Below are 23,054 nucleotides of genomic sequence, written 5' to 3'. Positions count from 1 at the left end.
CTCACCTCGCCGCAGCCCTGATCGACTTCAAGCCACTGACCCCTCCCATGAATGACAACGACGTCCCTCTCTGGCGCCTGCACCTGCTGCGCGCGTTCTATCTGCTGATCACGGTGGGCCTGACCCTCTCGTTCGGCCCCGTGATGCTGCAACACACCGACCTCTGGGCACAGCGCAAGGGCGAAACGGCCTCGCTGGTGAGCGGGCTGGCGATCCTGTGCCTGTGGGGGCTGCGCTACCCGCTGCAGATGTTGCCGCTGCTGATCTTCGAGCTGATCTGGAAGTCGGTCTGGTTGATTGCCATCGCCTACCCGCTGTGGCGGGGCGGGGCGATGACCCCGGCCGTGGAAGAGACCGCCTTTGCCTGCGCGATGGGGGTGGTGCTGACGCCGCTGGTGCTGCCATGGCGCTATATCGCGCACCACTATTTCCGCAAGCCTGGCCAGCGCTGGCGCTGAGCGCCGCTGGCATGGGAAGCTGGCGAACTCAGCGCTGCCATCGAGTAACCTGCCGTGATGTCTCCTCTCATTCCCCAGACAAGCCACGCGCGCGGATGGCGGACCTGGCTCGCCTGGCGACGCGTTCGCGTCGTCGGCCTCATCTGTGCGCTCCTGACGCTGCTGTTCAGTTTCAACTGGGCGTCCGGCTTGATGAGCGTGGTGTTGCGCGTGTTCACGACCGGCCTGGTGCTGCTGCTGGTCTTCGGCTTGTTCGAGCAATGGCCGCGCCGCCTGCCCAGATGGCTGGCACGCTGGGCGCTGCAGGTGGCGGCGGTCGGCTTGGCCGTGCCCATTACCCTGTTCGTGATCTACATGCTGAGTACGGCACCGGGTGCACCCATGTTCTGGGAGTCGCCCAAGCGCCTGACGGGCTTCACCAACCTGGTCTTCTTCGGCATGCTGGTGGCGCCCTGGGTGGCCCTGACGGCCCTGCTGCGCCAACGTGAGGCAAGAGTGGAAAAGCAAGCGATCGACTTCGAGCTGGAACGCAGCGAGCTGGCCCGCCAGGCGCTCGATGCGCGTATGCGCCTGCTGACCGCGCAGGCTCAGCCGCATTTCCTGTTCAACACCCTGGCCAATGTGCAGGCGCTGGTGGAGGCCGGCTCGCCGCGCGCCCCCCAACTGCTGCAAAGCCTGACCGACTATTTGCGCGCCGCCGTGCCGCGCCTGGATGGCTCGGCCAATACGCTGGGCCAGGAGCTCGAGCTGGTGCGCGCCTACCTGGAGCTGATGCAGATGCGCATGCCCGACAGGCTGGCCTTTGCGCTGCACATCGGCCCCGGCGTGGCTCAGCTGCCTTGCCCGCCGATGACCCTGCTGACCCTGGTGGAGAACGCCGTGCAGCATGGCATCGACCCGAGCGAAGAGGGCGGCCGCATCGACGTGCATGCCGAGGTGCTGGACGGCGGGCGCTGCCGGTTGCGCGTCGTCGACACCGGCATCGGCCTGCAGGCCAGTGGCGGCGGACTCGGCACCGGCCTGGCCGCGCTGCGCGAACGCCTGCACTGGGCCTATGCTGGCGCGGCCACGTTGGAGCTGAGCGAGGTGGCGCCGCATGGCGTGGAGGCGGCGATAGCATTCACCCAAGCTCAGCCATGAACACTGCCGCCCCGACCGCCCTGATTGCCGACGACGAGCCACTGCTGAGGGAGATTCTCGAAGCGCGCCTGGCCGCCGCCTGGCCGGAACTGCAGATCGTCGCCCAGGCGCGCAATGGCCGCCAGGCGATCGAGCTGTTCGAGCAGCATCAGCCGGCCATCTGCTTTCTGGACGTGCACATGCCGGGCCTGAGCGGTGTGGAGGTGGCGCGGCTTATCGGCAAGCGCGCCCACCTGGTGTTCGTCACCGCTTTCGACCAGTACGCGCTCGAGGCCTTCGCGCACGGCGTGCTCGACTACCTGGTCAAGCCGGTCACGGCAGTGCGCCTGGCCGAGACGGTGGAGCGCCTGAAGGCGCGCCTGCAGCAGGCCCAGCCGGCCGTGCACAGCGAGGCGCTGCTGGCGCAGCTGGCCAGCCGGCTCAAGCTGGACCAGCCCGAGCCGCTGCGCTGGGTACGCGCCACGGTAGCTGGCTCCCTGCGCATGATCCCGGTTGACGACATCGACTATCTGAAGAGCGACACCAAGTACACGCTGGTGGCCTATCGCGATGAGGGGCATGCGGCCGAGGCCTTGATACGCACGCCGCTCAAGGACCTGCTGGCGCAGCTGGACCCCGCACACTTCAGCCAGGTGCACCGCTCGGTGGTGGTCAATCTGCGCTCGATACGCCGCATCACCCGCAGCGAGAACGAGACGGGCGAGATCGAACTGAAGGGCCGCACCGAACGCCTGCCCGTGAGCCGCAGCTACCTGCCCCTGTTCAAGGAAATGTAGGCGCGCACCCCGCAGGGCCACGCCGTCGCTGCCATGCCCGGCACCACTGCCCCGGGCTGTACCGGCTCAACTCGTGTTTAGTAAAACGCGCTAAAAGAGCGCCGATCCGGCGACTTTGATTGACGCCTCAGGAGGCGGCGGATACAAACATCACCCATGAACAAAGGCGGTGATTCCAGTCCGCCGCATGCCCGGAAGCGCTCCCAGAAGCGTTTATTAAACCGAATACCGGAGACTCCTGATGCTGATGATTCCGCCGCCTGGCCCGCCGCATGAGCGGCCACGCCACCCAGAGGCGCGGCCGTGAGCCAGGTCACCATCCGCGACATCGCGGAGGCCACCGGCCTGTCGATAGGCACGGTGTCGCGCGCGCTCAAGAACCAGGCCGGCATGACCGAGCTGACGCGCAACAAGGTGCGCGAGGCCGCGCAGCGCCTGGGCTACGACTTCTCGCAACTGAAGAAGACCCGCATCCGCCGCATTGCCTTCCTGCTGCACAGCCAGCACAACACGCTGGCCTCCAGCCCCTTCTTCTCGCCGGTGCTGCATGGCGCCGAAGAGGCCTGCCGGCGCGAGGGCATCGCGCTGTCCTTCATCGTGGTCGGCCCTGCAGAGCCGGTGCTGGACCAGGTGCGCGTGCACCAGCCCGATGCCATCCTGTGCGCCGGCTTCTTCGAGCCCGAGGTGCTGGGCGCCTTGATGCTGACCGGCAAGCCCATGGTGCTTGTGGACATGCAGCGCCGCGGTTTCAGCTCGATCAACCCGGACAACCTCCTCGGCGGCTTCCTCGCCACGCGCCATCTCTTGCGCAGCGGCCGGCGCCGCATCGCGATGCTGTCGGGCTCGCTGGCCCACTACAGCATCCAGCAGCGCAACCGCGGTTTTCGCCGCGCGCTGTTCGAGGCCAAGGTGCATGCCGACCCCGACCTCGAGGTCATCGTGCCGACCATGGGTGAGGGGGACGAGGGCGTGGTCGAGGCGATGCGCAGCCTGCTGCGCCTGTCCAAGCGTCCCGACGCCGTGTTTTGCTACAACGACAGCACGGCGCTGGTGGCCATGAAGACCTGCCTGAGCGAAGGCCTGAAGATTCCCTACGACATCATGATCGTCGGCTTCGACGACATCAGCAGCGCGGCGGTGGCTGTGCCGCCGCTGAGCACGGTGCGCGTGGACAAGGAAGGGCTGGGTGCTGCCGGCATCCAGCTGCTCCTGAACCACAAGCCTGACGAACCGCCCGCCGAGATGACCCTGCCGGTCGAAATGATCGTGCGCGAAAGCAGTTGCGACGAATAGCTCGCACACCAACCACCACACCTTGACCATGTCCGACTTCCCCGATTTCCGCTCTCGGGCGGTGCTGCTCGACCACGCGCGGCACAGCATGAGCTTCTATCACCCGCGCTGCATCGACGCGAGTGGTGGCATGTACCACTTCTTCAAGGACGATGGCAGCGTCTACGACGCGCAGCATCGCCACCTGGTCAGCAGCACGCGCTTCGTGTTCACCTATGCGATGGCCTACCGCCACTTTGGCGATCCGGCCTACCTGGAGGGGCTCAGGCATGCGCTGCGCTTCCTGCGCGAGGCGCATCGCGACACAAGGCATGGCGGCTACTCCTGGCTCCTGAAATGCGACGCCGGCCAGCGCGAGATCAGCGATGGCACGCAGCATGCCTACGGCCAGGCATTCGTGCTGCTCGCCTATTCGCACGCGGTGATGGCAGGTCTTGACGAAGCCCGACCCTGGGTGGCCGAGGCCTTCGAGATGATGGAGCGGCACTTCTGGGATGCCGAGGCCGGCCTCTATGCCGATGAAGCCAGCCAGGACTGGCGCGTGCGCTCGAGCTACCGAGGCCAGAACGCCAACATGCATGCCTGCGAGGCGATGCTGGCGGCGCACCAGGCCACCGGCGAGCGGCGCTACCTGGAGCGCGCTCACACCCTGGCGTTCAACATCACGCAACGCCAGGCCGAGCGCTGTGGCGGCCTGATCTGGGAGCACTACGACACCCAGTGGCAGCCCGACTGGCAGTTCAACATCCAAGATCCGGCCAATCTCTTCCGCCCCTGGGGCTACCAGCCCGGCCACTTCACCGAATGGGCCAAGCTGCTCCTGCTGCTGGAGGCACGTGGCGCTGCACTGGGCCTTGACCTGAGCTGGGCCTTGCCCACGGCCGAGCGCCTGTTCAAGACGGCGGTCGAGAAGGGCTGGGACGCGGCCCATGGCGGGCTTTGCTACTCGGTTGCGCCGGACCTGACGGTCTGCGATGCAGACAAGTACTTCTGGGTGCAGGCCGAGAGCGCCGCCGCCGCCGCCATGCTGGCCGAGCGCACCGGTGACGCGAGCTACTGGCACTGGTACCAGCGTCTTTGGGAATACAGCTGGACGCACTTCGTCGATCACCAGCACGGCGCCTGGTACCGCATCCTGGACCAGGAGAACCGCAAGTACAGCGACGAGAAGAGCCCGGCCGGCAAGGTCGACTATCACACCATGGGCGCCTGCTACGACATCGTGGCCGCACTCGCAGGAGCCAGCCATGGATGACGCGCCGCTGATGCTTTGCGCCGGCGAGGCGCTGACCGACATGATCCACCAGGGCCAGGAGCACTGGGTGGCCCGTGTCGGCGGTTCGGTCTGGAACGTGGCGCGTGCGCTGGCGTCTCTGGGTGAGCCCACAGCGTTCGCCGGTGCGATCAGCAGCGACCGCTTCGGCGACGACTTGTGGGCCGCGAGCCAGGCCGTCGGTCTGGACACGCGCCTGCTGCAGCGCGTGGACCGCTCGCCACTGCTGGCCATCGTCGAGCAGGGCGAGCCGCCGCACTACTTCTTCATCGGCGACGACAGCGCCGACCTGCACTTTGACGCCAAGGCCTTGCCCGAAGGCTGGTCGCAATCACTGCGCTGGGCGCACTTTGGCGGCATCAGTCTGGCGCGCGAGCCTTTGGCCTCGAAGCTGGTCGCTCTGGCCGAGGCGCTGAAGGCGCAGGGTGTGGCCATCAGCTACGACCCCAATTACCGCAAGCTGATGGACGCGAGCTACACGCCGACGCTGCATCGCATGGCCGCGCTGGCTGACCTGATCAAGGTGTCGGACGACGATTTGCGCGGGCTCTTCCCCGGTGTCGAAGTGGATGAGGCCTTGCGCCGCCTGCGTGCCCTGAATCCGCTGGCGCTGTGCCTGCTGACTCGCGGCGGGCAGGGCGCGAGCCTGTTCCGCGGCGAGGAGTCAGCCGATGCCAGAGCGCCCCAGGTCGAGGTGGTGGACACCGTCGGCGCCGGCGACGCCAGCGCGGCCGGCCTGCTCCACAGCCTCAGCCGCCACCCCGACCGCCCGTTGCAGGCCCATCTGCACGCCGCGCTGGCTGCAGGCTCGGCCGCCTGCCTGCAATCAGGCGCCGCACCACCAGATCCGCAAGCCATGAACCGACTGTTCGCGATGCTGCAAGAAGGAAAGGTTTCCCCGTGATGAATCAGATTTCGTTCGCCCCGACCCGCAGGCTCATCAAAGGCCTGTGCGTCGCGCTTGTCGCGCTGCTGCCCGCCCTGCCGCAGGCCGCCGCCCCGGCGCTCAAGCCGGTCACCGAGGCCGAGTCCGCCGTGCTGGCCCAGCGCGTCAAGGAAGCAACCCGCCATGCCTGGCAGGGCTACAAGCAATACGCCTGGGGCCACGACGCCCTGAAGCCCCTGAGCAAGAAGCCGCATGACTGGTATGCCAAGTCGCTCCTGATGACGCCGGTGGATGCGCTGGACACCTTGATCCTGATGGGCCTGAAGGAGGAGGCCGACGAGGCGCGCGAGCTGATCGCCAGCCAGCTGTCCTTCGACCACGACATGCCGGTGCAGAACTTCGAGATCACGATCCGCCTGCTCGGCGGCCTGCTCTCGGCCTACCAGCTCACGGGCGACGCTCGCCTGCTGGCCAAGGCCGAAGACCTGGGCCAGCGATTGCTGCCGGTCTTCGAGTCGCCCACAGGCCTGCCCTACACGCATGTGAACCTGCGCACCGGCAAGGTCAGCGGCAAGGTCAGCAACCCGGCCGAGACCGGCACGCTCGTGCTCGAGTTCGGTCTGCTGAGCCAGCTGACAGGCAACAGCGTCTACTTCGACAAGGCCAAGCGCGCGCTGGTGCAAACCTACCGCCGTGCCTCGCCGCAGGGCCTGGTGGGCTCGGCCATCAATGTCGAGACCGGCAAATGGGAGCGCACCGATGCCCACATCGGCGGCGGCATCGACTCCTACTACGAGTACCTCTACAAATGCTGGCGCCTGTTCGGCGACAAGGACTGCAAGGCCATGTGGGACCACAGCATTGCCGGCGTCAACAAGGTGTTGGGCGAGGAGGTGAAGAGCGGCTTCTGGTATGGACACGCCGACATGAACACCGGCAAGCGCCTGAAGTCGCAGTACGGCGCACTCGATGCCTTCATGCCGGCCCTGCTGGCGCTGGGCGGCGACCTGCCGCGGGCGCGCAAGCTGCAGGAGTCGGGCCTCGCCATGTGGCGCCTGCATGGCGTCGAGCCGGAAGCCATGGACTACAAGACCATGAAGCTGCTGTCGCCCGAGTACGCGCTGCGGCCCGAGATCATCGAGTCGGCCTACTACCTGCACCACTACACCGGCGACGCCCGCTACCGCGCCATGGGCCGCGAGTTCTTCGAGGACTTCGTTCGCCACACACGCACCGAAGCGGGCTTTGCGGCGCTGAAGGACGTGCGCAGCAAGGTCAGGGAAGACTCGATGGAAAGCTTCGTCTTCGCCGAGACCTTCAAGTATTTCTACCTGCTGTTTGCGCCCAAGAGCACGCTGGACTTCGATGCGGTGACCTTCAACACCGAAGCCCATCCGATGCGCCTGCCGGCGCCCAAGCGCTGAACGACGGAGAGCTCCGAGATGAACGCAATCAACCGCCGCCTGCGCTGGGTCAGCCTGCTCGTGGCCATCGCGCTGCAGGCCCAGACGGGCTTCGCCGCCGACACGATGCCGGTCAACACCTTCATCGGCACGCAGGACGACGGCAACACCTTTCCCGGTGCCTCGGCGCCGTTCGGCATGATCCAGGTCAGCCCCACCGGCGAGCACTATGCCGGCTGGCGCTACAACGACACGCGCATCCGCGGCTTCGGCCATTCCTATCTGTCCGGCGCCGGCTGCTGGGAGCAGGGCGGCCAGCTCTCGGTGCTGCCGGTCACCGGCCGCATCGGGCCCGGTGGTGAGTTCGACACGGGCAAGGCCGCCAGCTTCGACCACAAGCGCTACGCCGCCGAATACAAGCATGAAGGCGAGGTCGGCCAGGCCGGCTACTACAAGGTGCATCTGACGAGCTATGGCGGCATCACCGCCGAGGCCACGGCGCTGACGCGCGCCGCGGCCGAGCGCTACACCTTCGCCGCCGGCACGGCCAGCGGCCATCTGCTGCTGAATCTTGGCCAGGCGAATGAGCGCCATTCGGTGGTCGGCAGTGAAGTGCGCGTGCTGGATGAGCGCAGCGTCGAAGGCCGCATCACCACCAAGAGCTTCTGTGGCGGCGCGCAGTACACGACCTGGTTCCGCATGGTCTTTGACCAGCCCTTCACGGCCCACGGCATCTGGGACGACCGTGGCGGCTGGCCCGGCGCGAAAGGCCCCAGCCAGCAGGGCGAGGCGCGGCCGCATGGTGTGTGGCTGACGTTCGATCTGAAGAACGGTGCGGCGGTGACGGCCGTCAGCGCGATTTCGCATGTGGACGCCGAAGGTGCCCGCATCAACCTGCAGGCCGAGGGTATGGTGGGCAAGCAGGCGCTGAGCTTCGATGCGATGCGTGCGCAAGCGCAGGCCGTCTGGCAGCGCGAGCTGGGCAGTGTGCGCATCGAAGGCGGCAGTACCGACGACCGCACGGTCTTCTACACGGCGCTCTATCACGCACTGCTGCAGCCGCTGACCGGCAACGACGCGGACGGCCGCTATCGCGGCTATGACGACCGGGTCCACCAGGCCAAGGGCTGGACCTATTACGAGTTCTTCTCGCTGTGGGACACCTACCGCACGCAGAACCAGTTGCTGGCCCTGCTGCGCCCTGAGCGCTCGCGCGACATCGCCAACTCGGTCTTGAAGATCCGCGAGCAGAGCGGCTGGCTGCCGCGCTGGGGCTATGCCAACTTCGAGACCAACATCATGACGGGCGACCCGGTCACGCCCTTTCTCGTCGACCTATGGCGCTTCGGTGCGCTCAAGGGCCGCGAGCACGAGGCCTACGCGGCCCTGCGCGAGAACGCATTCGCTGTGCCCGCGCATCGCCTGCGCGCCGGTGGCCGGTCGGGCAACGCGAGCTATCTGAGCCAGGGATTCGTTCAGTACGACCGGTCGTTCCCGGCCAAGGGCATGGACGTCGATCCGCACCATGGGGCCTCGGCCACGCTGGAGTATTCGCTGTCCGATGGCGCGCTGGCATTGATGGCCCAGGCGCTGGGCAAGACCAGGGACGCGCAGGTGCTGGGCGAGCGCGCCTTGAACTGGCGCCGCCTGTGGGACGAGACCGTGGTGGACAAGGCCGCCGATCAGCGCGGCTTCCCGCGCCCGCGCTTGGGGGATGGCAGCTGGTTCAAGGACGTGGACGGCAGCTACGACCCGCGCTCCGAGCGTGGCTTCCACGAGGGCACGGCCTGGCAGTACCAGTGGCTGGTGCGACAGGATGTGCCGGGTCTCGTCGCGGCCATGGGCGGCCAGGCCCAGGCGGCGCGGCGGCTGGACCAGTTCTTCGACCATGACGCGCTGCTGGCCGACCCGGCGTCCGCCGTGCGCAAGTCCTGGGTCGTCGGGCCCTACAGCTACTACAGCCAGTTCCGCTACAACCCGAACAACGAGCCCGACCTGCATGCGCCCTGGGTCTACACGCTGATCGGCCAGCCCTGGAAGACCACCACCGTGCTGCGCGCGGCCGAAACCCTGTTCGGCAATGCGCCCAACGGCGTGACCGGCAACGACGACCTGGGCACGATGTCGGCCTGGTACCTGTTCAGCGCGCTGGGCCTGTACCCGGACATGCCGGGCAGTGGCCGATTCCTGCTGCACTCGCCGCGCTTTGCCCGCGCCGAGATTGACCTCGGCAAGGGCCGCACGCTGCGCATCGAGGCGCCTGAAGCCAAGCCGGGCGAGCGCCGCTTCGTGCAGTCGGCCAGCTTTGGTGGCCGTGCGCTGCAGCGGGTGTGGCTGGACTGGGAGCAGTTGCAGTCGGCCGGCACGCTGACGTTCAAGCTCGGCGCCCAGCCGGACACGCAAGGCTGGGGCACACGCGCCCGTGAGCTGCCACAGCCACCGGCCGGCATCGCGCGCTGAAGAACAAGCCAACAAACCAAGAGATCCCCGGAGACAGCATGGCCCATATGGCAATCAAGACCGCGCCTGCCGCAGAGCAGGACGCGGCAGGCGGAGCGCACGCCGGCAACAGCAGCAGCGCCCTCGTCATCGTCACGATCCTGTTCTTCATGTGGGGCCTGATCACCTCGCTGAACGACGTCCTGATACCGCATCTGAAGGCGATCTACACGCTGACCTATGTGCAGGCGATGCTGGTGCAGTTCTGCTTCTTCGGTGCCTACTTCATCGTCTCGCTGCCGGCGGGTGCCTTGATACGCCGCATCGGCTACCAGAAGGGCGCCGTGGCGGGGCTGCTCATCGCGGCCCTGGGCTGCGCGCTGTTCTATCCGGCGTCGATGGGCGGCTATGGACTGTTCCTGCTGGCCTTCTTCGTGCTGGCCTCGGGCATCACCGTGTTGCAGGTCGCCGCCAACCCCTACGTGACGGTGCTGGGCCCGGCGCGCACGGCCTCGAGCCGGCTGACGCTGACCCAGGCTTTCAACTCGCTGGGCACCACCATAGGCCCGGCCGTGGGCGGCATGCTGATCCTCTCGACCATGACCGCAGCTGATGCGGCCACCGTGCGTGGCCCCTACCTGGCGCTGGCCGGCGCACTGGCACTGCTGGCGGTCTTGTTCCTGGCCGCCAAGCTGCCGCAAATCGCTGGCAGCGAGTCGGCGGCTATGGCTGCCAAGGCTGAAGGCTCGGCCCTTGCACATCGCCACCTGCTGCTGGGCGCCATCGGCATCTTTCTGTACGTGGGCGCCGAGGTCAGCATCGGCAGCTTCCTGGTCAACTTCCTCGGCGAGTCGCACATCGCCGGTCTGTCGCACGCCGATGCAGCCGGCTACGTCAGCGTCTATTGGGGTGGTGCCATGGTGGGCCGCTTCATCGGCTTTGTCGTGATGCGGGCGGTGAGCCCCGGCAAGACGCTGGCCTTCAATTCGCTCGTGGCGATCGCGCTGGTGCTGGCAGCCTGTTTCGGCACGGGCACGGTGGCGATGTGGGCCATCCTGGCCGTGGGCCTGTGCAACTCCATCATGTTCCCGACCATTTTCAGCATGGCGCTCCACGGTCTGGGCCGGCACACCGGCCAGGGCTCGGGCATCCTGTGCATGGCCATCGTCGGTGGCGCGCTGGTGCCTTTCGCGCAGGGGGCGCTGGCCGACTCACTGGGCGTGCAGCTGTCCTTCCTGCTGCCGGCCGCCTGCTACGCGTTCATCCTCTATTTCGGATTCAAGTACGCGAATCTGTACGCGGCTCGCTAGGCGCCCGGCGCTGCCTTGAGGCGCCCGGCGGCCCAGCGGGCCGACTCGGTCAAGAGCGGCGTCATGACCGCCCAACCCAGGGCGAGCACACCCAGCGCCAGGCCCACGTCGGGCAGCCGGCCTGCACCCAGCCGTATCGCGCCCAGGTAGGACAGGGCGCCCGACACCGCCCCCACCGCGGCGGCCAGCCACCAGCGGCCGTGCAGCCAATGCAGGGCCTCGCGCAGGTTCACGCCCAGCAGGGCCCAGAGCGCCAGAATCCAGGCCGGCGCCAGGCCATCGATCGGCCCGGCGGCGGCGTACTCCACGACACCCAGGCGCAGCATCGCCGTGTCCCACAGCAGGCCCATCAGGATGGCCAGCGCGACCAGCAGGGCGTCCTGCCGCACCGCGCCGCCGGTGCCCAGCTGCACACCCACCACCAGCATGACGGCCGCCACGCCCAGCCAGGGCTGGCCGTTGGCAACGCCCAGGATGCAGGCGAACCAGGCTGCCTGGAAGGCGATGAACACGAGGGCAAGGCGCAAGGCCGGGCGAAGACGCAGGGGCATGGTTTGTCGATGGAGTGATCCGTCGCATTGTGAATGCCGTAGGAAGACCATGCACAAGCCCAGCTCTTCCGGCCATTCCTCCCCGGCCCCGACCCCGTCCCCGGCCCCGCGCCGCCTTCGCGACTTCGGCCGGCAGGCGCTGGCCGCCTTCGCCCTGGCATTCGCCGCACCACTGCTCCAGGCCGGGAGCGGCGCGCCGCTGGACACGGTGCCCGCCGTCGACCTGGGCCGCTACACCGGTACCTGGTACGAGATTGCCCTGCTGCCCAACCGATTCGAGCGCCAGTGCGTCTCGGACACCCAGGCCCGCTACACCGTGGACGGCGATGCCATCCAGGTGCTCAACCGCTGCCGCAAGGCCGACGGCCGCATCGACGAGGCCCGTGGGCGCGCCAAGATCGTGCCGGGCAGCGGCAACGCCAAGCTGCGCGTGAGCTTCTTCTGGCCCTTCTATGGCGACTACTGGGTGCTCGCGCTGGACGAGGCCTACAGCGAGGTGCTGGTCGGAGAGCCGGGGCGCAAGTACGCGTGGATCCTCGCGCGCCAGCCCGACCTGCCCGAGGCACGCGTGCAGGCCTTGCTCGAACGGGCGGCGGCCCTGGGATTTCCGGCGCAGCAGTTCAAGCGTGTGGCGCATCCGCAGCCGCTGGAGGCGGCCGGCTCGCAGTGAGCTGTTGGGATGAAGACCGCTCAACACCGTGGCAACAAGCAGTCGTTGCCCAGCAAACCCTGCCAGCATTGCGGCCTGCCCATGAGCTGGCGCAAGGCCTGGGCGCGCAACTGGGAGCAGGTGCGCTATTGCTCGGACGCCTGTCGCCGCGGCCGGCGTAGCGCTCAAGCGCCTGCCGCCGATGGCTGAGCGGCTGCGCCGTCTGGTGCTCGTGCTGGGGGACCAGCTCGACGCGACAGCGTCTGCCTTCGACGACTTCGATCCGTGCCGCGACGCCGTGTGGATGGCCGAGGTGCGAGAGGAGTCCACCCATGTGTGGTCCAGCCGCATTCGGATCGCGCTGTTCCTGGCCGCCATGCGCCATTTCGCCACGACACTGCGCGAACTCGGGCGGCCGCTGCACTACGTGAAGCTGGACGAGCCCGGCAACGCCGGCAGCCTGGCCGCCGAACTGCGCCGGGCCGTGCAGCGGCTGCGGCCGGAGTGCCTGGTCATGACCGCACCCGGCGACTGGCGCGTGCTGGACGCGCTGCGCGCCGAGGCGGCTCGGCTCGGCCTGCCGCTGGAGGTGCGGGAAGACCGCCACTTCTTCTGCACGGTGCGCGAGTTTGCCCAGCATGCGCGGGGGCGCAAGACACTGCGCATGGAGCATTTCTACCGCGAGCAGCGCCAGAGCCACGGCGTGCTGATGGACGGAGCCGTGCCGGTCGGTGGTCGCTGGAACCTGGACGCCGAGAACCGCGAGGCCTTTGGTCCCCACGGTCCTGGCCCGGTACCGGCACCTGTGCATTTCGAGCCTGATGCAGTGACTCGGGAGGTGCTCGCCCTGGTGGCGCGCGAGTTCCCGGAGCATCCCGGAGAACTGGGCAGCTTCACCTGGCCGGTGACGCGGGCACAGGCGCTGATCCTGCTCGACAGCTTCATGCAGCATCGGCTGCCCGACTTTGGTCGCTGGCAGGATGCCTTGTGGCCGGACGAGCCGGTGCTGTGGCATTCGCAGCTCTCGGCGGCGATGAACTTGAGGCTGCTGCAACCCAGGGAGGTGGTGGCCGCTGCCGAAGCCCGTTGGCGCGCAGGTGGCGTGCCGCTGGCAAGCGCCGAGGGCTTCATCCGCCAGGTGCTGGGCTGGCGGGAGTTCGTGCGCGGGGTCTACTGGACGCGCATGCCGGGCCTGGCAGCGGCCAACGCCCTGGCCGCGCACGAGCCGCTGCCAGCCTTCTACTGGACCGGAAAGACCGATCTGCCCTGCCTCGCCGATGCGCTCGGGCAAACACTGCGGACCGGCTATGCCCACCACATCCAGCGCCTGATGGTGACCGGTCTGTTCGGCTTGCTGCTGGGCGTGGAGCCGGCTCAGATGCATGCCTGGTACCTGGCCGTCTACGTGGATGCAGTCGAATGGGTCGAGCTGCCCAATACGCTGTGCATGAGTCAGTTCGCCGACGGCGGCGGCATCACGAGCAAGCCCTATGTGGCCAGCGGCCGATACATCGAGCGCATGAGCAGCGGTCGCTTTTGCGCGCAATGCCGCCATGCGCCAGGTCAGCGCACGGGGCCGGCGGCTTGCCCATTCACCACGCTCTACTGGGACTTCCTGCAGCACCACCGCGAGCGCTTTCGGCGCCATCCGCGGCTGGGCGCCCAGGTCCGCCACCTGGACCGCATGTCGCCGGCCGACGTGGCGGCCGTGCAAGCCCAGGCCGAGGCGCTGCGCGCGCGCAACCGCCAGGCCCATGACCTCGCGGGGGCGGCGGGCGAGCGCCCCGACACGGCCGGGCTGTTCGACTGAAAGTACCGCCTTGTCGAAATGGACCCCTCCCGTTCGTCGAGGGGATGACGGGCCTGGTTTTCTGGCCTTGAAGACAGCGCTGGCGGAGCCTTGCTGGGCCTGGAGGCCCTGCTACGATCCGCCAGCTTTTGGTCCCCGCTGGCCGATGGGCAATGCCCGTGTTGGAGCGCCAGGCCGGGTCGATCAAGCCATGTGAACCTCACCAGCAAGGAGCCGAACATCGACACCGGACTGCTCAAGGAACTGCGCATCGACGGTGCGCAACGGGAAGATCACGACGGCGGCCCGCCCAAATGGGTCTGGGGCCTGGTCGTCGGGCTGGTGCTGCTGGCGTCGCTCGGCGCCGCAGCCTGGTGGTATCTGGCGGGCAACAAGCCCGTGGCGGTGCAGACCCTCAGTGTCCGCGCCAATGGCCAGGGCCCCTCGGCCGACGTCGTGCTCCAGGCCACGGGCTATGTGACGGCACGGCGCTCCGCCACCGTCTCGGCCCAGATCACCGGCACGCTCACCGAGGTGCTGATCGACGAAGGCTTTCGCGTCAGGAAGGGGCAAGTCCTGGCCCGCCTGGACGACAGCGGCCTGAAGGCGTCGCTGGCGGCCGCCGAGGCGCAAGCACGCAGCGCGCTGGCGGGTGTTGCTCAACAGCGAGCGCAGCTGGCGCAGGCAGAAGCCGACGCGCGCCGCCAGGCTGAACTGCTGGCCCAAGGCATGACGACCCGCCAGAGCCAGGAGCAGACGGCCACGGCCGTGAAGGCCCATGCCGCCCAGCTTGATGCCGCGCAGCGCCAGGCCGAAGCCGCGCAAGCCCAGGTGGTGCAGGCGAAGGTGGCTTTTGATTACGCCACCGTGCGCGCACCGTTTGACGGCATCGTCACCGCGCGCGCCGCCCAGGTCGGCGAGATCATCTCGCCGCTGTCGGCCGGCGGCGGTTTCACCCGCACCGGCGTGGGCACCATCGTGGACATGGATTCGCTCGAAGTGGGCGTGGACGTGAACGAGGCCTACATCGCGCAGGTCAAGGCCGGCATGCCTTGCGACGCCGTGCTCGATGCCTATCCGGACTGGAAGATCCCGGCCCATGTGGTGACCGTGATCCCGAGTGCAGACCGCGGCAAGGCGACCGTCAAGGTGCGCGTGGCGCTCGACCAGAAGGACGAGCGCGTGGTGCCCGACATGGGCGTGCGCGTCAGCTTCCTGGCTACCAAGGACAAGGCAAAGGCGCAAGCCGCGCCGGTGCCCGGCGTACTGCTGCCGCCCGAGGCGCTGGTGCAGCGCGAAGGCGCCAACACGGTGTTCGTGGTGGCCGATGGCAAGGCGCAGCAGCGCACGGTCAAGCTGGGTGCCGATGTCGGCAAGTTCCGCCTGGTCACCGAAGGCTTGAAGGCGGGCGAGGTGGTGGTCACCACGCCGCAGCCTGAGCTGAAGAATGGTTCCAACGTCGTGATGAACAAGGACTGACGATGAGCACTCTGATCGAGATCCGCGACCTCTCCAAGACCTACACCCGCGGCAAGCAGAAGGTGGAGGTGCTGCACGGCGTCAACCTCGACGTGGCTCAGGGCGACTTCCTCGCGCTGATGGGCCCCTCGGGCTCGGGCAAGACCACCTTGCTGAATTTGATGGGTGGGCTCGATGCGCCCAGCGGCGGCTCGATCACCGTGGCCGGCGAGCGCATCGACAAGTTCAGCGGCGCCCAGCTCGCCAAGTGGCGGGCCGCCAAGGTCGGCTTCGTGTTCCAGTTCTACAACCTGATGCCCACGCTGTCGGCGCAGAAGAACGTGGAGCTGCCGCTCCTGCTCACCAAGCTCTCGGCCTCAGAGCGCAAGAAGCGTGCTTCCATCGCCTTGCAGCTCGTGGGCCTGGCCGACCGTGCCAGCCACAAGCCGACCGAGCTCTCGGGCGGCCAGCAGCAGCGCGTGTCGATTGCGCGGGCCATCGTCTCCGACCCGACGCTGCTGGTCTGCGACGAGCCGACCGGTGACCTGGACCGCCAATCCGCCGAAGACGTGCTGACCCTGCTGCAGGTGCTCAACCGCGAGCACGGCAAGACCATTGTGATGGTCACGCACGACCCCAAGGCCGCCACGCGGGCGAGCCACACGCTGCACCTCGACAAGGGCACGCTCGTGACCGAGGCTGACGCGGCCACCGCCTGAAGGGGATCGCGATGAAATACCTCCACCTCATCTGGGCGGCCCTGTTCCGGCGCAAGCTGCGGACCTTCCTGACGCTCGTCTCCATCATCACGGCTTTCCTCCTGTTCGGCCTCCTGGACGCGGTGCGCGTCGGCTTCGACCAGGCGGGCCAGAGTGCCAATGGCGCCACGCGGCTGCAGACCGGCTCCAAGCTCAGCTTCATCCAGCTGCTGCCGATGTCGCTCAGCAACCGCATCACGCAGGTGGACGGCGTCAAGGACACCACCTACGCCAACTGGTTTGGCGGCGCCTACCAAGACCCGCACAACCAGGTCTTCAGCTTCGCGGTGGCGCCCAATTACCTAGACATCTATCCAGAGATGGAAGTGTCGGCCGAGCATCGCAAGGCCTTCGCAGAAACCAGGACCGGCGCCATCGTCGGCGAGGGCCTGGCCAAGCGCTTCGGCTGGAAGGTGGGCGACACGATACCGATGCAGTCGACGATCTTTCCGGACAAGTCGGGCAGCCTGAACTGGAGCTTCAAGATCGTCGGCCTGATCCATGTGTCGGACAAGAAGAGCGGCGGCTGGTACGACCAGATGTTCCTCCTGCGCTGGGACTATTTCGATGAAACCACGCCCTACAACCGCGGCCAGGCCGGCTGGTACGTGACCCGGGTGAAGGACGTGAACCAGGCCGACCGCGTGGCCAAGGCCATCGATGCAATCTCGGCCAACTCCGACCATGAAACCCGTACGCTGACCGAGCAGGCCGCCACGGCCGCCTGGATGAAGCAGCTGGCCGACATCAACCTGATCGTCACCTCCATCATGGGGGCCGTGTTCTTCACGCTCCTGCTCTTGTCGGGCAACACGATGATGCAGGCGGTGCGCGAACGCACGAACGAGATCGCGGTGCTGAAGACGCTGGGCTTCTCGGGCGAAAGCGTGCTCGCGATGGTGCTGGCCGAGTCGATGCTCCTGCTGCTGCTGGGCGGCATCGTCGGCCTGGGCTTGGCCAGTGTGATCGGACCCGCCGTGGGCGCGGCCAGCGGCGGCACGCTCAATCTGCCGGCTGCGGGTGCAGCGAGCTGGGCCATCGGTGTGGGCTTGATGCTGGTCTTCGGTCTCATCGTCGGTGCGCTGCCGGCCTTGCGAGCGATGCGCCTCAACATCACCGACGCATTGGCCGGGAGGGCATGAGCATGAAATTCCTCAAAAACTTTGGCCTCGTCCTGCTCACGGGCCTCGTGCTTGCCGGCTGGGTGATGCTGCCTTGGCAAGGTGTTCTCGCCCTGCTGGTGCTGCTGCTGATGTGGCTGTTCCTTTTGCGTAGTGGCGCGCAGGCGCGTTCGGTGGCCTCGGTGGGCATCAGCACCCTGAGCCAGCGCATGGGATCCTCGGCCGTCATCGTCGTCGGCATTGCCGGCGTGGTGGGCGTGGTGGTGGCCTTGCTGGCAATGGCCGAAGGCTATGCGCAGACCTTGCGCAACTCGGGCAGCCTGGACACCGCCATCGTGCTGCGCGGCGCATCGGCGGCCGAGGTGGCCTCGAACCTGAGCCGCGAAGACCTGGTGCAGATCGGCCAGGCCGCCGGCATCGCGCGTGGCGAGAAGGGCGAGCCGCTGATGTCGGCCGAGACGGTGGTGGCGGCCAACCTGCCGGTCAAGGGCAGCAAGACCGGCGACGAAGGCAGCGCCCAGGTGCGCGGTGTCAGCGACGAGGCCTTCATCGTTCGGCCGCACCTGAAGATCGTCGAAGGCAAGCGCTTCCAGCCCGGCCTGCGCGAGCTGGTGGTCGGCAAGGGCGCCGTGCGCCAGTTCACCGGACTGACGGTGGGCAGCACGATCAAGCTCGGCAACCAGCCCTGGACCGTGGTCGGCGTGTTCGCCTCCGGCGATGCAATGGAGTCGGAACTCTGGGCCGATGCCAATGTGGTGAACGATGCCTACCAGCGCGGTAGTGGCCGCAACTCGGCCACCGTGAAGCTGACGAGCGCGGATGCCTTCAAGGGCTTCAAGGATGCGCTGGCCGCCAACCCGCAATTGAGGGTCGATGCCAACACGACGCTGGACTTCTTCGCCAAGCAGTCGGAGCAGATGACCAAGATGCTGCGCATCATCGGGATCACCGTCGGCGCCATCATGGCCGTTGGCGCCGTGTTCGGTGCGCTGAACACGATGTTTGCGGCCGTGGCTGCACGTGCCCGCGAGATCGCCACCTTGCGCGCCATCGGCTTCCGCGGCCTGCCGGTTGTGGTGGCGGTGATGCTGGAGACCATGCTGCTGGCGCTGATCGGTGGCGTCATCGGGGGCGTGATCGCCTGGGCGATGTTCAACGGCTTCGAAGCGTCCACGATGGCGGCCGGCTCGGTCGGCAAGCTGAGCTTCAACCTGAGCGTCTCGCCCGGCCTCTTGTGGGAAGGCATCAAGTGGGCCTTGGCCATCGGCTTCATCGGCGGCCTGTTCCCGGCGGTGCGCGCGGCGAGCTTGCCGGTGACGGCGGCCTTGCGGGAACTGTGAGCCCAAGCCGGCTTCGTGCTGCGTAGGCTCAGCCCCACAACTCTGCCGGGCTGAAGATGCAGCCGGCTTCATAGTGCACGGCCGGCTTGCAGTCCTCGGCGAGGATGGTCGGGCCGTCGAGGTCCACGACGTCGCAGAGCTGGCCCAGCACAAAGGCCGGCGCCATCGCCAGGCTGGTGCCGCCCATATTGCCGACCATCACCTTGAGGCCGAGCTGGTGGGCGCGGCGTGCCATCAGAAGGCCTTCGGTCAGGCCGCCGCATTTGTCGAGCTTGATGTTGATGACGTCGAACAGGCCGGCCATGGTTTCGAGTTCGGCCAGGTGCAGACAACTTTCATCTGCCGCGGTGGGCACAGGGAAGTCGACGAGTCGCATGTCCTGCTCCTGGCCGCGTGCAAAGGGCTGTTCCAGCAGCTCCACCTCGCAGTCGACCAGCACCGGCAGCAAGGCCTCGATGCTGGCCGGCGTGTAGCCCTGGTTGGCATCGACGGCCAGCCAGACGTCGGGCCGCGCACGGTGCACCGCGCGCACACGCTCGATGTCGAGGTCGGTCTCGCCGGTCAGCTTCAGCTTCAGCGCCAGGGCTTGTCGGCACAGGTCGCGATGGGCCGCGGCTGCCATTGCTTCAGGCGCGGCCGCGCCGAGCGTGAACGTGGTGCGCAAGGGGCGGATGCTGCTCAGCCCGGCCAGTTGCCAGACCGGGCGGCGGGCACGTTTCGCTTCCAGGTCCCAGAGCGCGCAGTCGAGCGCGTTGCGCGCGCCGCTGGCCGGCATGCCGAGCCGCAGTTGCTCGCGACTCAGGCCCTCACGCAAGGCTTCGCGCAGCGCGTCGAGCTGCACCGGCATGTCAGCCGGCCGGTCTTGCAGGTAGTAGACGCCGGAGGCTTCGCCGCGCCCGCTGTGTGGGCCGTTCTTCAACTGCAGATGCAGCGCTTGCATCTCCGTGAACGTGTAGCCGGAGATTTGAAAGGGCTCGCGCAGCGGCAGCGCCTGGAGCTGGTAGCTCAGGTCAATGGATGTGTTCGGCATGAAAAGGGGCAATGGATCGGATGAAGCGCTGCGGCGAGAGCGCAGCGGCGCTGATGCCCAGCGCTTGCAGCTCGGCAGGCAATGCCTGGCCGAGCAGCACGGCAGCGGCCAGGCGGGCGAGCGCGGGTGCGGTCTGGATGCCATAGCCGCCATGGCCGGCGCACCAGAAGAAGCCGGGCGAGCAAGCGTCGTAGCCAACCACGGGCGAGCGGTCGGGGCTGAAGACGCGCAGCCCCGCCCAGCGGTGATGCACGCGGCGCACGGGCTGGCCGGTCAGCGTCTCGAAACGGTCCACCGCCATCGCCACGTCCCATTCCTCGGGCTGCGCGTCGCAGGGCGGGCTCGGTGTTTCATCCGCCGGCGAGATCAAGAGCAGGCCGGCGTCGGGCTTGAAATAGTGGCTCTCATCAATGGTCACGACAGCCGGCCAGTTGCGGCAATCCGCGCCGCCCGGTGCATCGATCAAGGCGGCCGTGCGCCGCAAGGGCTGCAAAGAAAGCGGCGCGATGCCGGCGATCTGCGCCACCGAATCCGCCCAGGCACCCGCCGCGTTGACGACGATAGGCGCGCTGTAGCTGCCCACCGCGGTGTGAGCGAGCCAGTCGCCATTGCCTTGGCGCTCGAGCCCGACCAATTGCTCATCCAGCCGGAGTTCGGCACCCTGCGCGCGCGCCTGGCGCAGAAAACCCTGGTGCAGCAAATCGACCTCGATATCGGCCGACCCCGGGTCCATCAGGGCGCCGGCGATGCGCTCGCGGCTGAGCACGGGCACGCGAGCCAGCGTCTCTTCGATGCCCAGCTCGCGCGTGCCGGCCCGGACATCGGCTTCCTCAAGGAAGGCGGTCGCCAGCGGCTCCTGCCCGGCGCCGACCAGGAACAGCGTCTCGCGCGGCCGCAAGAGCGGCGCGGCGGCGAAGCCGTCGGGCGGCACGTCAAAGAAAGGCCGGCTGGCGCGCGTCAGCGCCCGTATCACCGCATTGCCGTAGATCGGCGCAAAGAGAGCGGCCGAGCGGCCGGTCGAGTGATAGCCGGCCATCGATTCGGCTTCCAGCAGCACGACCTTGCGCTGGCCAGCCAGTGATGCAGCGAGCGAAGCGCCGGCGATGCCTGCGCCGATGACGATGCATTCCGCATGCAGGGTGGGGTTGGTGTCTTTTCTCATATTTTCCAATTTGGAAAACAATGTACCATTAGGAAAAATATTCGACAACCATGCTTGCCACAAGCTCGGAGCGCCCGTGAGCCATTCAGCCCCACCGTCTGTCGTGTCGCCAGCTCCTTCGGCCTCCTCGGCGGCGACGAACGCTCGCAACTGGTTCGGCCAGCCGCCCGGCCTGACCGTGCTCTTCCTGACCGAGACCTGGGAGCGCTTCTCCTTCTACGGCATGAGCGCGCTGCTGATCTATTACATGACCAAGCAGCTGCAGTTCACGCAGGCCGATGCTTCCTTGATCTATGGGCTGTATTCGGGTGGCGTGTTCCTGACGCCCATTCTGGGCGGCTTCATTGCCGACCGCTGGCTGGGCAAGCGCCGCGCCATCCTGATCGGCGGCACGCTGATGGCGCTGGGCCATTTCGCCCTGGCCTGGGAGTCGCAGTTCTATACCGGCCTCGGCCTGATCTGCCTGGGCAACGGACTCTTCCTGCCCAACCTGCCCAGCCAGATCGGCGACCTCTACGGCGAAGACGACCCGCGTCGCGGCGGTGCCTACAACGTCTACTACGTCGGCGTGAACCTGGGTGGGCTGCTGGCGCCGCTGGTCTGCGGCACGCTGGGCGAGGTCTACGGCTGGCACTATGGCTTCGGCGCTGCGGGCATCGGCATGTGCCTGGGCCTGGCCGTCTATGTGCTGGGGCAGAAGCATCTGCCGTCGGGTCGGCCAACGAAGCAGGCGGCCAATCCGGTGAAGAGTTCGCAGCCGCTGACGGCCTCGGCCTTCGTGCCCTTGCTGCTGGTGGGCGTGGCGGTGATGCTGTTTCGCAGCGCCTATGCGCAGAGTGGCAACACGGTGGCGATCTGGGCGGATCAGTCCGTTGATCTGCAAGTGCTTGGATTCCAGCTGCCGGCGACCTGGGTGCAGTCGCTGAACCCGCTGTGCGTCTTCATGTTCACACCCTTCCTGATCGGCTACTGGCGTCGCTCGGCGCAACGCGGGCGCGAGCCTGCGCCCTTGACCAAGATGGCCTTGGGTGCGGCCGGCGTTGGCCTTGCCTACCTGCTGCTGGCTGGCGTGGCGCTGGGAGGCGCGAAGGTGCCGGGCGCCTGGCTGGTCCTGTTCTTCGTGCTCTACACGCTGGCCGAGCTCTACATCCTGCCGGTGGGCCTGGGCCTGTTTGCCCGCATGGCGCCGCGCGGCATGGGCGCGACCGTCATCGCGGCATGGTTCCTAGCGGCCTTTGCCGGCAACCTGCTGTCGGGCGTGGTGGGGCGGCTGTGGGAGCCGCTCGGCCCGCCGGGCTTCTTCGCCTTGCTGGCGGGTATCGCGGGCCTGGCGGCGCTGGGCCTGTGGCTGGTGCGGCCGCTCCTGCGCCCGGCGGCTTGATCAGCGCTTCCTTGCCGTCTTGGTGGTCTTGGCGGCCGGCGCCGCGCGGCGCGCGCTCGCAGCCGGCGGGAGCTCGACCAGGCGCTGCGAGGCATCGCGGAAGGGTTGGGTGATCTCCGTCTCACCCGCACCATGGCGCGGCGCGCAGGAGGCCACCAGGCGGCAAGGGCCATCGCTGGCCTTCAGGTAGGCGTGGCCCATCTCGCTGTCGAAATAGAGCGAGTCGCCGGCTTTCAGCAGCACCGGCGCATAGAGCTCGGAATGGAACTCGACTTCTCCCTCGAGCACATAGGCGAACTCTTCGCCGGGGTGGCGGATGAAGTCGCCGAACTCGGCCTTGAACTCCTCCATCGTGCGGGCCCGCGGCTCGGCAATCATCGGTGTGAAGCGCTTGTTCAGGAGCTCGGCGGCCAGGTAGATCTGGCCGTAGCTGCGAGTCTGCACGACCTGGCCCTCACCGGCCCGCTGCACCACTCGCCGCCCGCCGCCGCCCGGTGGCGTGGCCCGCGCGCTCGGCGCATCGATCAGCAGCTCGGCCATGTCCACGCCCAGGCCCTTGCTCAGGAGCATCAGCTTGTCGTACGACAGCGAAACATTGCCTTTCTCCAGCTTGGACAAGGTGGAAACAGCCAGCCCGGTGCGCGCGCTCACGTCGGCCAGGGTCAGGCCCAGGCGCTTGCGTGTGCTGCGGATGTGATCGCCGGGGAGGGTGTTCGCGCTGGCCATGATGTTCCTGTGGTTCGGCTGCCGATCTTAGGGGGCGGTGGCAAGACCTGGCTCCCGACTATTCCCTAGGAAAAGCAATTGCGGCAATTTTGCTTAGGGATTGCCCTGTTT

At 67.6% G+C, this 23,054-nt stretch carries 21 protein-coding genes; 17 read left to right on the top strand and 4 right to left on the bottom strand.

Going from position 1 to position 23,054, the window contains the following annotated elements; all coding sequences use genetic code 11:
- The first annotated feature begins 47 nt into the window (after positions 1-47).
- The 9 genes from V3596_RS13725 (at position 48) to V3596_RS13685 (ending at position 10,978) form a co-directional block, all read left to right on the top strand.
- Complete coding sequence (locus V3596_RS13725; protein ID WP_334278330.1) at positions 48-458, top strand: hypothetical protein; 411 nt, start codon at positions 48-50, stop codon at positions 456-458.
- Positions 459-515: 57 nt separating this feature from the next.
- The gene (locus tag V3596_RS13720; RefSeq protein ID WP_334278462.1) at positions 516-1,598 is read left to right on the top strand and encodes a sensor histidine kinase; all 1,083 of its coding nucleotides are present in this window, start codon (positions 516-518) and stop codon (positions 1,596-1,598) included.
- Positions 1,595-2,374 (top strand): LytR/AlgR family response regulator transcription factor, encoded by a 780-nt coding sequence (locus V3596_RS13715; RefSeq protein ID WP_334278329.1) that lies wholly within the window; start codon positions 1,595-1,597, stop codon positions 2,372-2,374. Before V3596_RS13720 ends, V3596_RS13715 begins: the two co-directional genes overlap by 4 nt.
- Positions 2,375-2,677: 303 nt before the next feature.
- Positions 2,678-3,667 (top strand): LacI family DNA-binding transcriptional regulator, encoded by a 990-nt coding sequence (locus V3596_RS13710; RefSeq protein WP_334278328.1) that lies wholly within the window; start codon positions 2,678-2,680, stop codon positions 3,665-3,667.
- A 28-nt stretch (positions 3,668-3,695) separates the two neighbouring features.
- Positions 3,696-4,922: an AGE family epimerase/isomerase gene (locus tag V3596_RS13705; protein WP_334278327.1), complete on the top strand. Its 1,227-nt coding sequence runs from the start codon at positions 3,696-3,698 to the stop codon at positions 4,920-4,922.
- On the top strand, positions 4,915-5,844 hold the full coding sequence (locus tag V3596_RS13700) for a carbohydrate kinase family protein (protein ID WP_334278326.1): 930 nt from the start codon (positions 4,915-4,917) through the stop codon (positions 5,842-5,844). Before V3596_RS13705 ends, V3596_RS13700 begins: the two co-directional genes overlap by 8 nt.
- Complete coding sequence (locus tag V3596_RS13695) at positions 5,844-7,250, top strand: glycoside hydrolase family 47 protein (protein WP_334278325.1); 1,407 nt, start codon at positions 5,844-5,846, stop codon at positions 7,248-7,250. The genes V3596_RS13700 and V3596_RS13695 overlap by 1 nt, the downstream gene beginning before the upstream one ends.
- A gap of 18 nt (positions 7,251-7,268) precedes the next feature.
- Positions 7,269-9,689, top strand: coding sequence for a GH92 family glycosyl hydrolase (locus V3596_RS13690; RefSeq protein ID WP_334278324.1), 2,421 nt, complete (start codon positions 7,269-7,271; stop codon positions 9,687-9,689).
- 38 nt (positions 9,690-9,727) lie between these two features.
- Entirely contained in the window at positions 9,728-10,978 is a 1,251-nt protein-coding gene (locus V3596_RS13685; protein ID WP_334278323.1) for a sugar MFS transporter, read from the top strand.
- Here V3596_RS13685 and V3596_RS13680 read toward each other — a convergent pair.
- Positions 10,975-11,529 carry a DUF2878 domain-containing protein gene (locus V3596_RS13680; protein WP_334278322.1) on the bottom strand — a complete coding sequence of 185 codons (555 nt, stop codon included), beginning with the start codon at positions 11,527-11,529 and terminating at the stop codon, positions 10,975-10,977. The genes V3596_RS13685 and V3596_RS13680 overlap by 4 nt on opposite strands.
- 49 nt (positions 11,530-11,578) lie before the next feature.
- Here V3596_RS13680 and V3596_RS13675 point away from each other — a divergent pair, with 49 nt between their 5' ends.
- The 7 genes from V3596_RS13675 (at position 11,579) to V3596_RS13645 (ending at position 18,644) form a co-directional block, all read left to right on the top strand.
- Complete coding sequence (locus V3596_RS13675) at positions 11,579-12,199, top strand: lipocalin family protein (protein ID WP_334278321.1); 621 nt, start codon at positions 11,579-11,581, stop codon at positions 12,197-12,199.
- Between the two features lie 9 nt (positions 12,200-12,208).
- A complete protein-coding gene (locus V3596_RS13670) occupies positions 12,209-12,388 on the top strand; it encodes a DUF2256 domain-containing protein (RefSeq protein ID WP_334278320.1) in 180 nt (59 codons plus the stop codon).
- Positions 12,381-13,988, top strand: a complete 1,608-nt coding sequence (locus V3596_RS13665) for a cryptochrome/photolyase family protein (protein WP_334278319.1) — start codon at positions 12,381-12,383, stop codon at positions 13,986-13,988. Before V3596_RS13670 ends, V3596_RS13665 begins: the two co-directional genes overlap by 8 nt.
- Before the next feature lie 192 nt (positions 13,989-14,180).
- Positions 14,181-15,446: an efflux RND transporter periplasmic adaptor subunit gene (locus V3596_RS13660; RefSeq protein ID WP_334278318.1), complete on the top strand. Its 1,266-nt coding sequence runs from the start codon at positions 14,181-14,183 to the stop codon at positions 15,444-15,446.
- A 2-nt stretch (positions 15,447-15,448) separates the two neighbouring features.
- Entirely contained in the window at positions 15,449-16,144 is a 696-nt protein-coding gene (locus tag V3596_RS13655) for an ABC transporter ATP-binding protein (protein WP_334278317.1), read from the top strand.
- A gap of 11 nt (positions 16,145-16,155) precedes the next feature.
- Positions 16,156-17,325 carry an ABC transporter permease gene (locus tag V3596_RS13650; RefSeq protein ID WP_334278316.1) on the top strand — a complete coding sequence of 390 codons (1,170 nt, stop codon included), beginning with the start codon at positions 16,156-16,158 and terminating at the stop codon, positions 17,323-17,325.
- 2 nt (positions 17,326-17,327) lie between these two features.
- Positions 17,328-18,644, top strand: a complete 1,317-nt coding sequence (locus V3596_RS13645; RefSeq protein ID WP_334278315.1) for an ABC transporter permease — start codon at positions 17,328-17,330, stop codon at positions 18,642-18,644.
- A gap of 28 nt (positions 18,645-18,672) precedes the next feature.
- Here V3596_RS13645 and V3596_RS13640 read toward each other — a convergent pair whose 3' ends face one another.
- Positions 18,673-19,674, bottom strand: a complete 1,002-nt coding sequence (locus V3596_RS13640) for a dipeptide epimerase (RefSeq protein ID WP_334278314.1) — start codon at positions 19,672-19,674, stop codon at positions 18,673-18,675.
- Positions 19,655-20,836 carry an NAD(P)/FAD-dependent oxidoreductase gene (locus tag V3596_RS13635; protein WP_334278313.1) on the bottom strand — a complete coding sequence of 394 codons (1,182 nt, stop codon included), beginning with the start codon at positions 20,834-20,836 and terminating at the stop codon, positions 19,655-19,657. The genes V3596_RS13640 and V3596_RS13635 overlap by 20 nt, the downstream gene beginning before the upstream one ends.
- Positions 20,837-20,912: 76 nt before the next feature.
- Between V3596_RS13635 and V3596_RS13630 the strand changes: the two genes are divergently transcribed.
- Positions 20,913-22,217 carry a peptide MFS transporter gene (locus V3596_RS13630; RefSeq protein ID WP_334278312.1) on the top strand — a complete coding sequence of 435 codons (1,305 nt, stop codon included), beginning with the start codon at positions 20,913-20,915 and terminating at the stop codon, positions 22,215-22,217.
- Here the strand turns inward: V3596_RS13630 and V3596_RS13625 are convergent, their stop codons facing one another.
- Positions 22,218-22,943 (bottom strand): helix-turn-helix domain-containing protein, encoded by a 726-nt coding sequence (locus tag V3596_RS13625; RefSeq protein ID WP_334278311.1) that lies wholly within the window; start codon positions 22,941-22,943, stop codon positions 22,218-22,220.
- Positions 22,944-23,054: the final 111 nt, after the last annotated feature.

It is taken from the genome of Roseateles microcysteis (assembly GCF_036880965.1).
Classification (GTDB): Bacteria; Pseudomonadota; Gammaproteobacteria; order Burkholderiales; family Burkholderiaceae_C; genus JAUASW01.
The sequence above is the reverse complement of the archived record's forward strand: the minus strand, read 5'-3'. Positions and strand labels throughout refer to the sequence as shown.

Coding starts and splice junctions, on each gene's coding strand:
- V3596_RS13685 (WP_334278323.1), top strand. CDS start 9,728: ATGGCCCATATGGCAATCAAGACCGCGCCTGCCGCAGAGCAGGACGCG.
- V3596_RS13665 (WP_334278319.1), top strand. CDS start 12,381: ATGGCTGAGCGGCTGCGCCGTCTGGTGCTCGTGCTGGGGGACCAGCTC.
- V3596_RS13725 (WP_334278330.1), top strand. CDS start 48: ATGAATGACAACGACGTCCCTCTCTGGCGCCTGCACCTGCTGCGCGCG.
- V3596_RS13635 (WP_334278313.1), bottom strand. CDS start 20,836: ATGAGAAAAGACACCAACCCCACCCTGCATGCGGAATGCATCGTCATC.
- V3596_RS13690 (WP_334278324.1), top strand. CDS start 7,269: ATGAACGCAATCAACCGCCGCCTGCGCTGGGTCAGCCTGCTCGTGGCC.
- V3596_RS13695 (WP_334278325.1), top strand. CDS start 5,844: ATGAATCAGATTTCGTTCGCCCCGACCCGCAGGCTCATCAAAGGCCTG.
- V3596_RS13670 (WP_334278320.1), top strand. CDS start 12,209: ATGAAGACCGCTCAACACCGTGGCAACAAGCAGTCGTTGCCCAGCAAA.
- V3596_RS13675 (WP_334278321.1), top strand. CDS start 11,579: ATGCACAAGCCCAGCTCTTCCGGCCATTCCTCCCCGGCCCCGACCCCG.
- V3596_RS13680 (WP_334278322.1), bottom strand. CDS start 11,529: ATGCCCCTGCGTCTTCGCCCGGCCTTGCGCCTTGCCCTCGTGTTCATC.
- V3596_RS13625 (WP_334278311.1), bottom strand. CDS start 22,943: ATGGCCAGCGCGAACACCCTCCCCGGCGATCACATCCGCAGCACACGC.
- V3596_RS13655 (WP_334278317.1), top strand. CDS start 15,449: ATGAGCACTCTGATCGAGATCCGCGACCTCTCCAAGACCTACACCCGC.
- V3596_RS13705 (WP_334278327.1), top strand. CDS start 3,696: ATGTCCGACTTCCCCGATTTCCGCTCTCGGGCGGTGCTGCTCGACCAC.
- V3596_RS13650 (WP_334278316.1), top strand. CDS start 16,156: ATGAAATACCTCCACCTCATCTGGGCGGCCCTGTTCCGGCGCAAGCTG.
- V3596_RS13700 (WP_334278326.1), top strand. CDS start 4,915: ATGGATGACGCGCCGCTGATGCTTTGCGCCGGCGAGGCGCTGACCGAC.
- V3596_RS13715 (WP_334278329.1), top strand. CDS start 1,595: ATGAACACTGCCGCCCCGACCGCCCTGATTGCCGACGACGAGCCACTG.
- V3596_RS13645 (WP_334278315.1), top strand. CDS start 17,328: ATGAAATTCCTCAAAAACTTTGGCCTCGTCCTGCTCACGGGCCTCGTG.
- V3596_RS13640 (WP_334278314.1), bottom strand. CDS start 19,674: ATGCCGAACACATCCATTGACCTGAGCTACCAGCTCCAGGCGCTGCCG.
- V3596_RS13720 (WP_334278462.1), top strand. CDS start 516: ATGTCTCCTCTCATTCCCCAGACAAGCCACGCGCGCGGATGGCGGACC.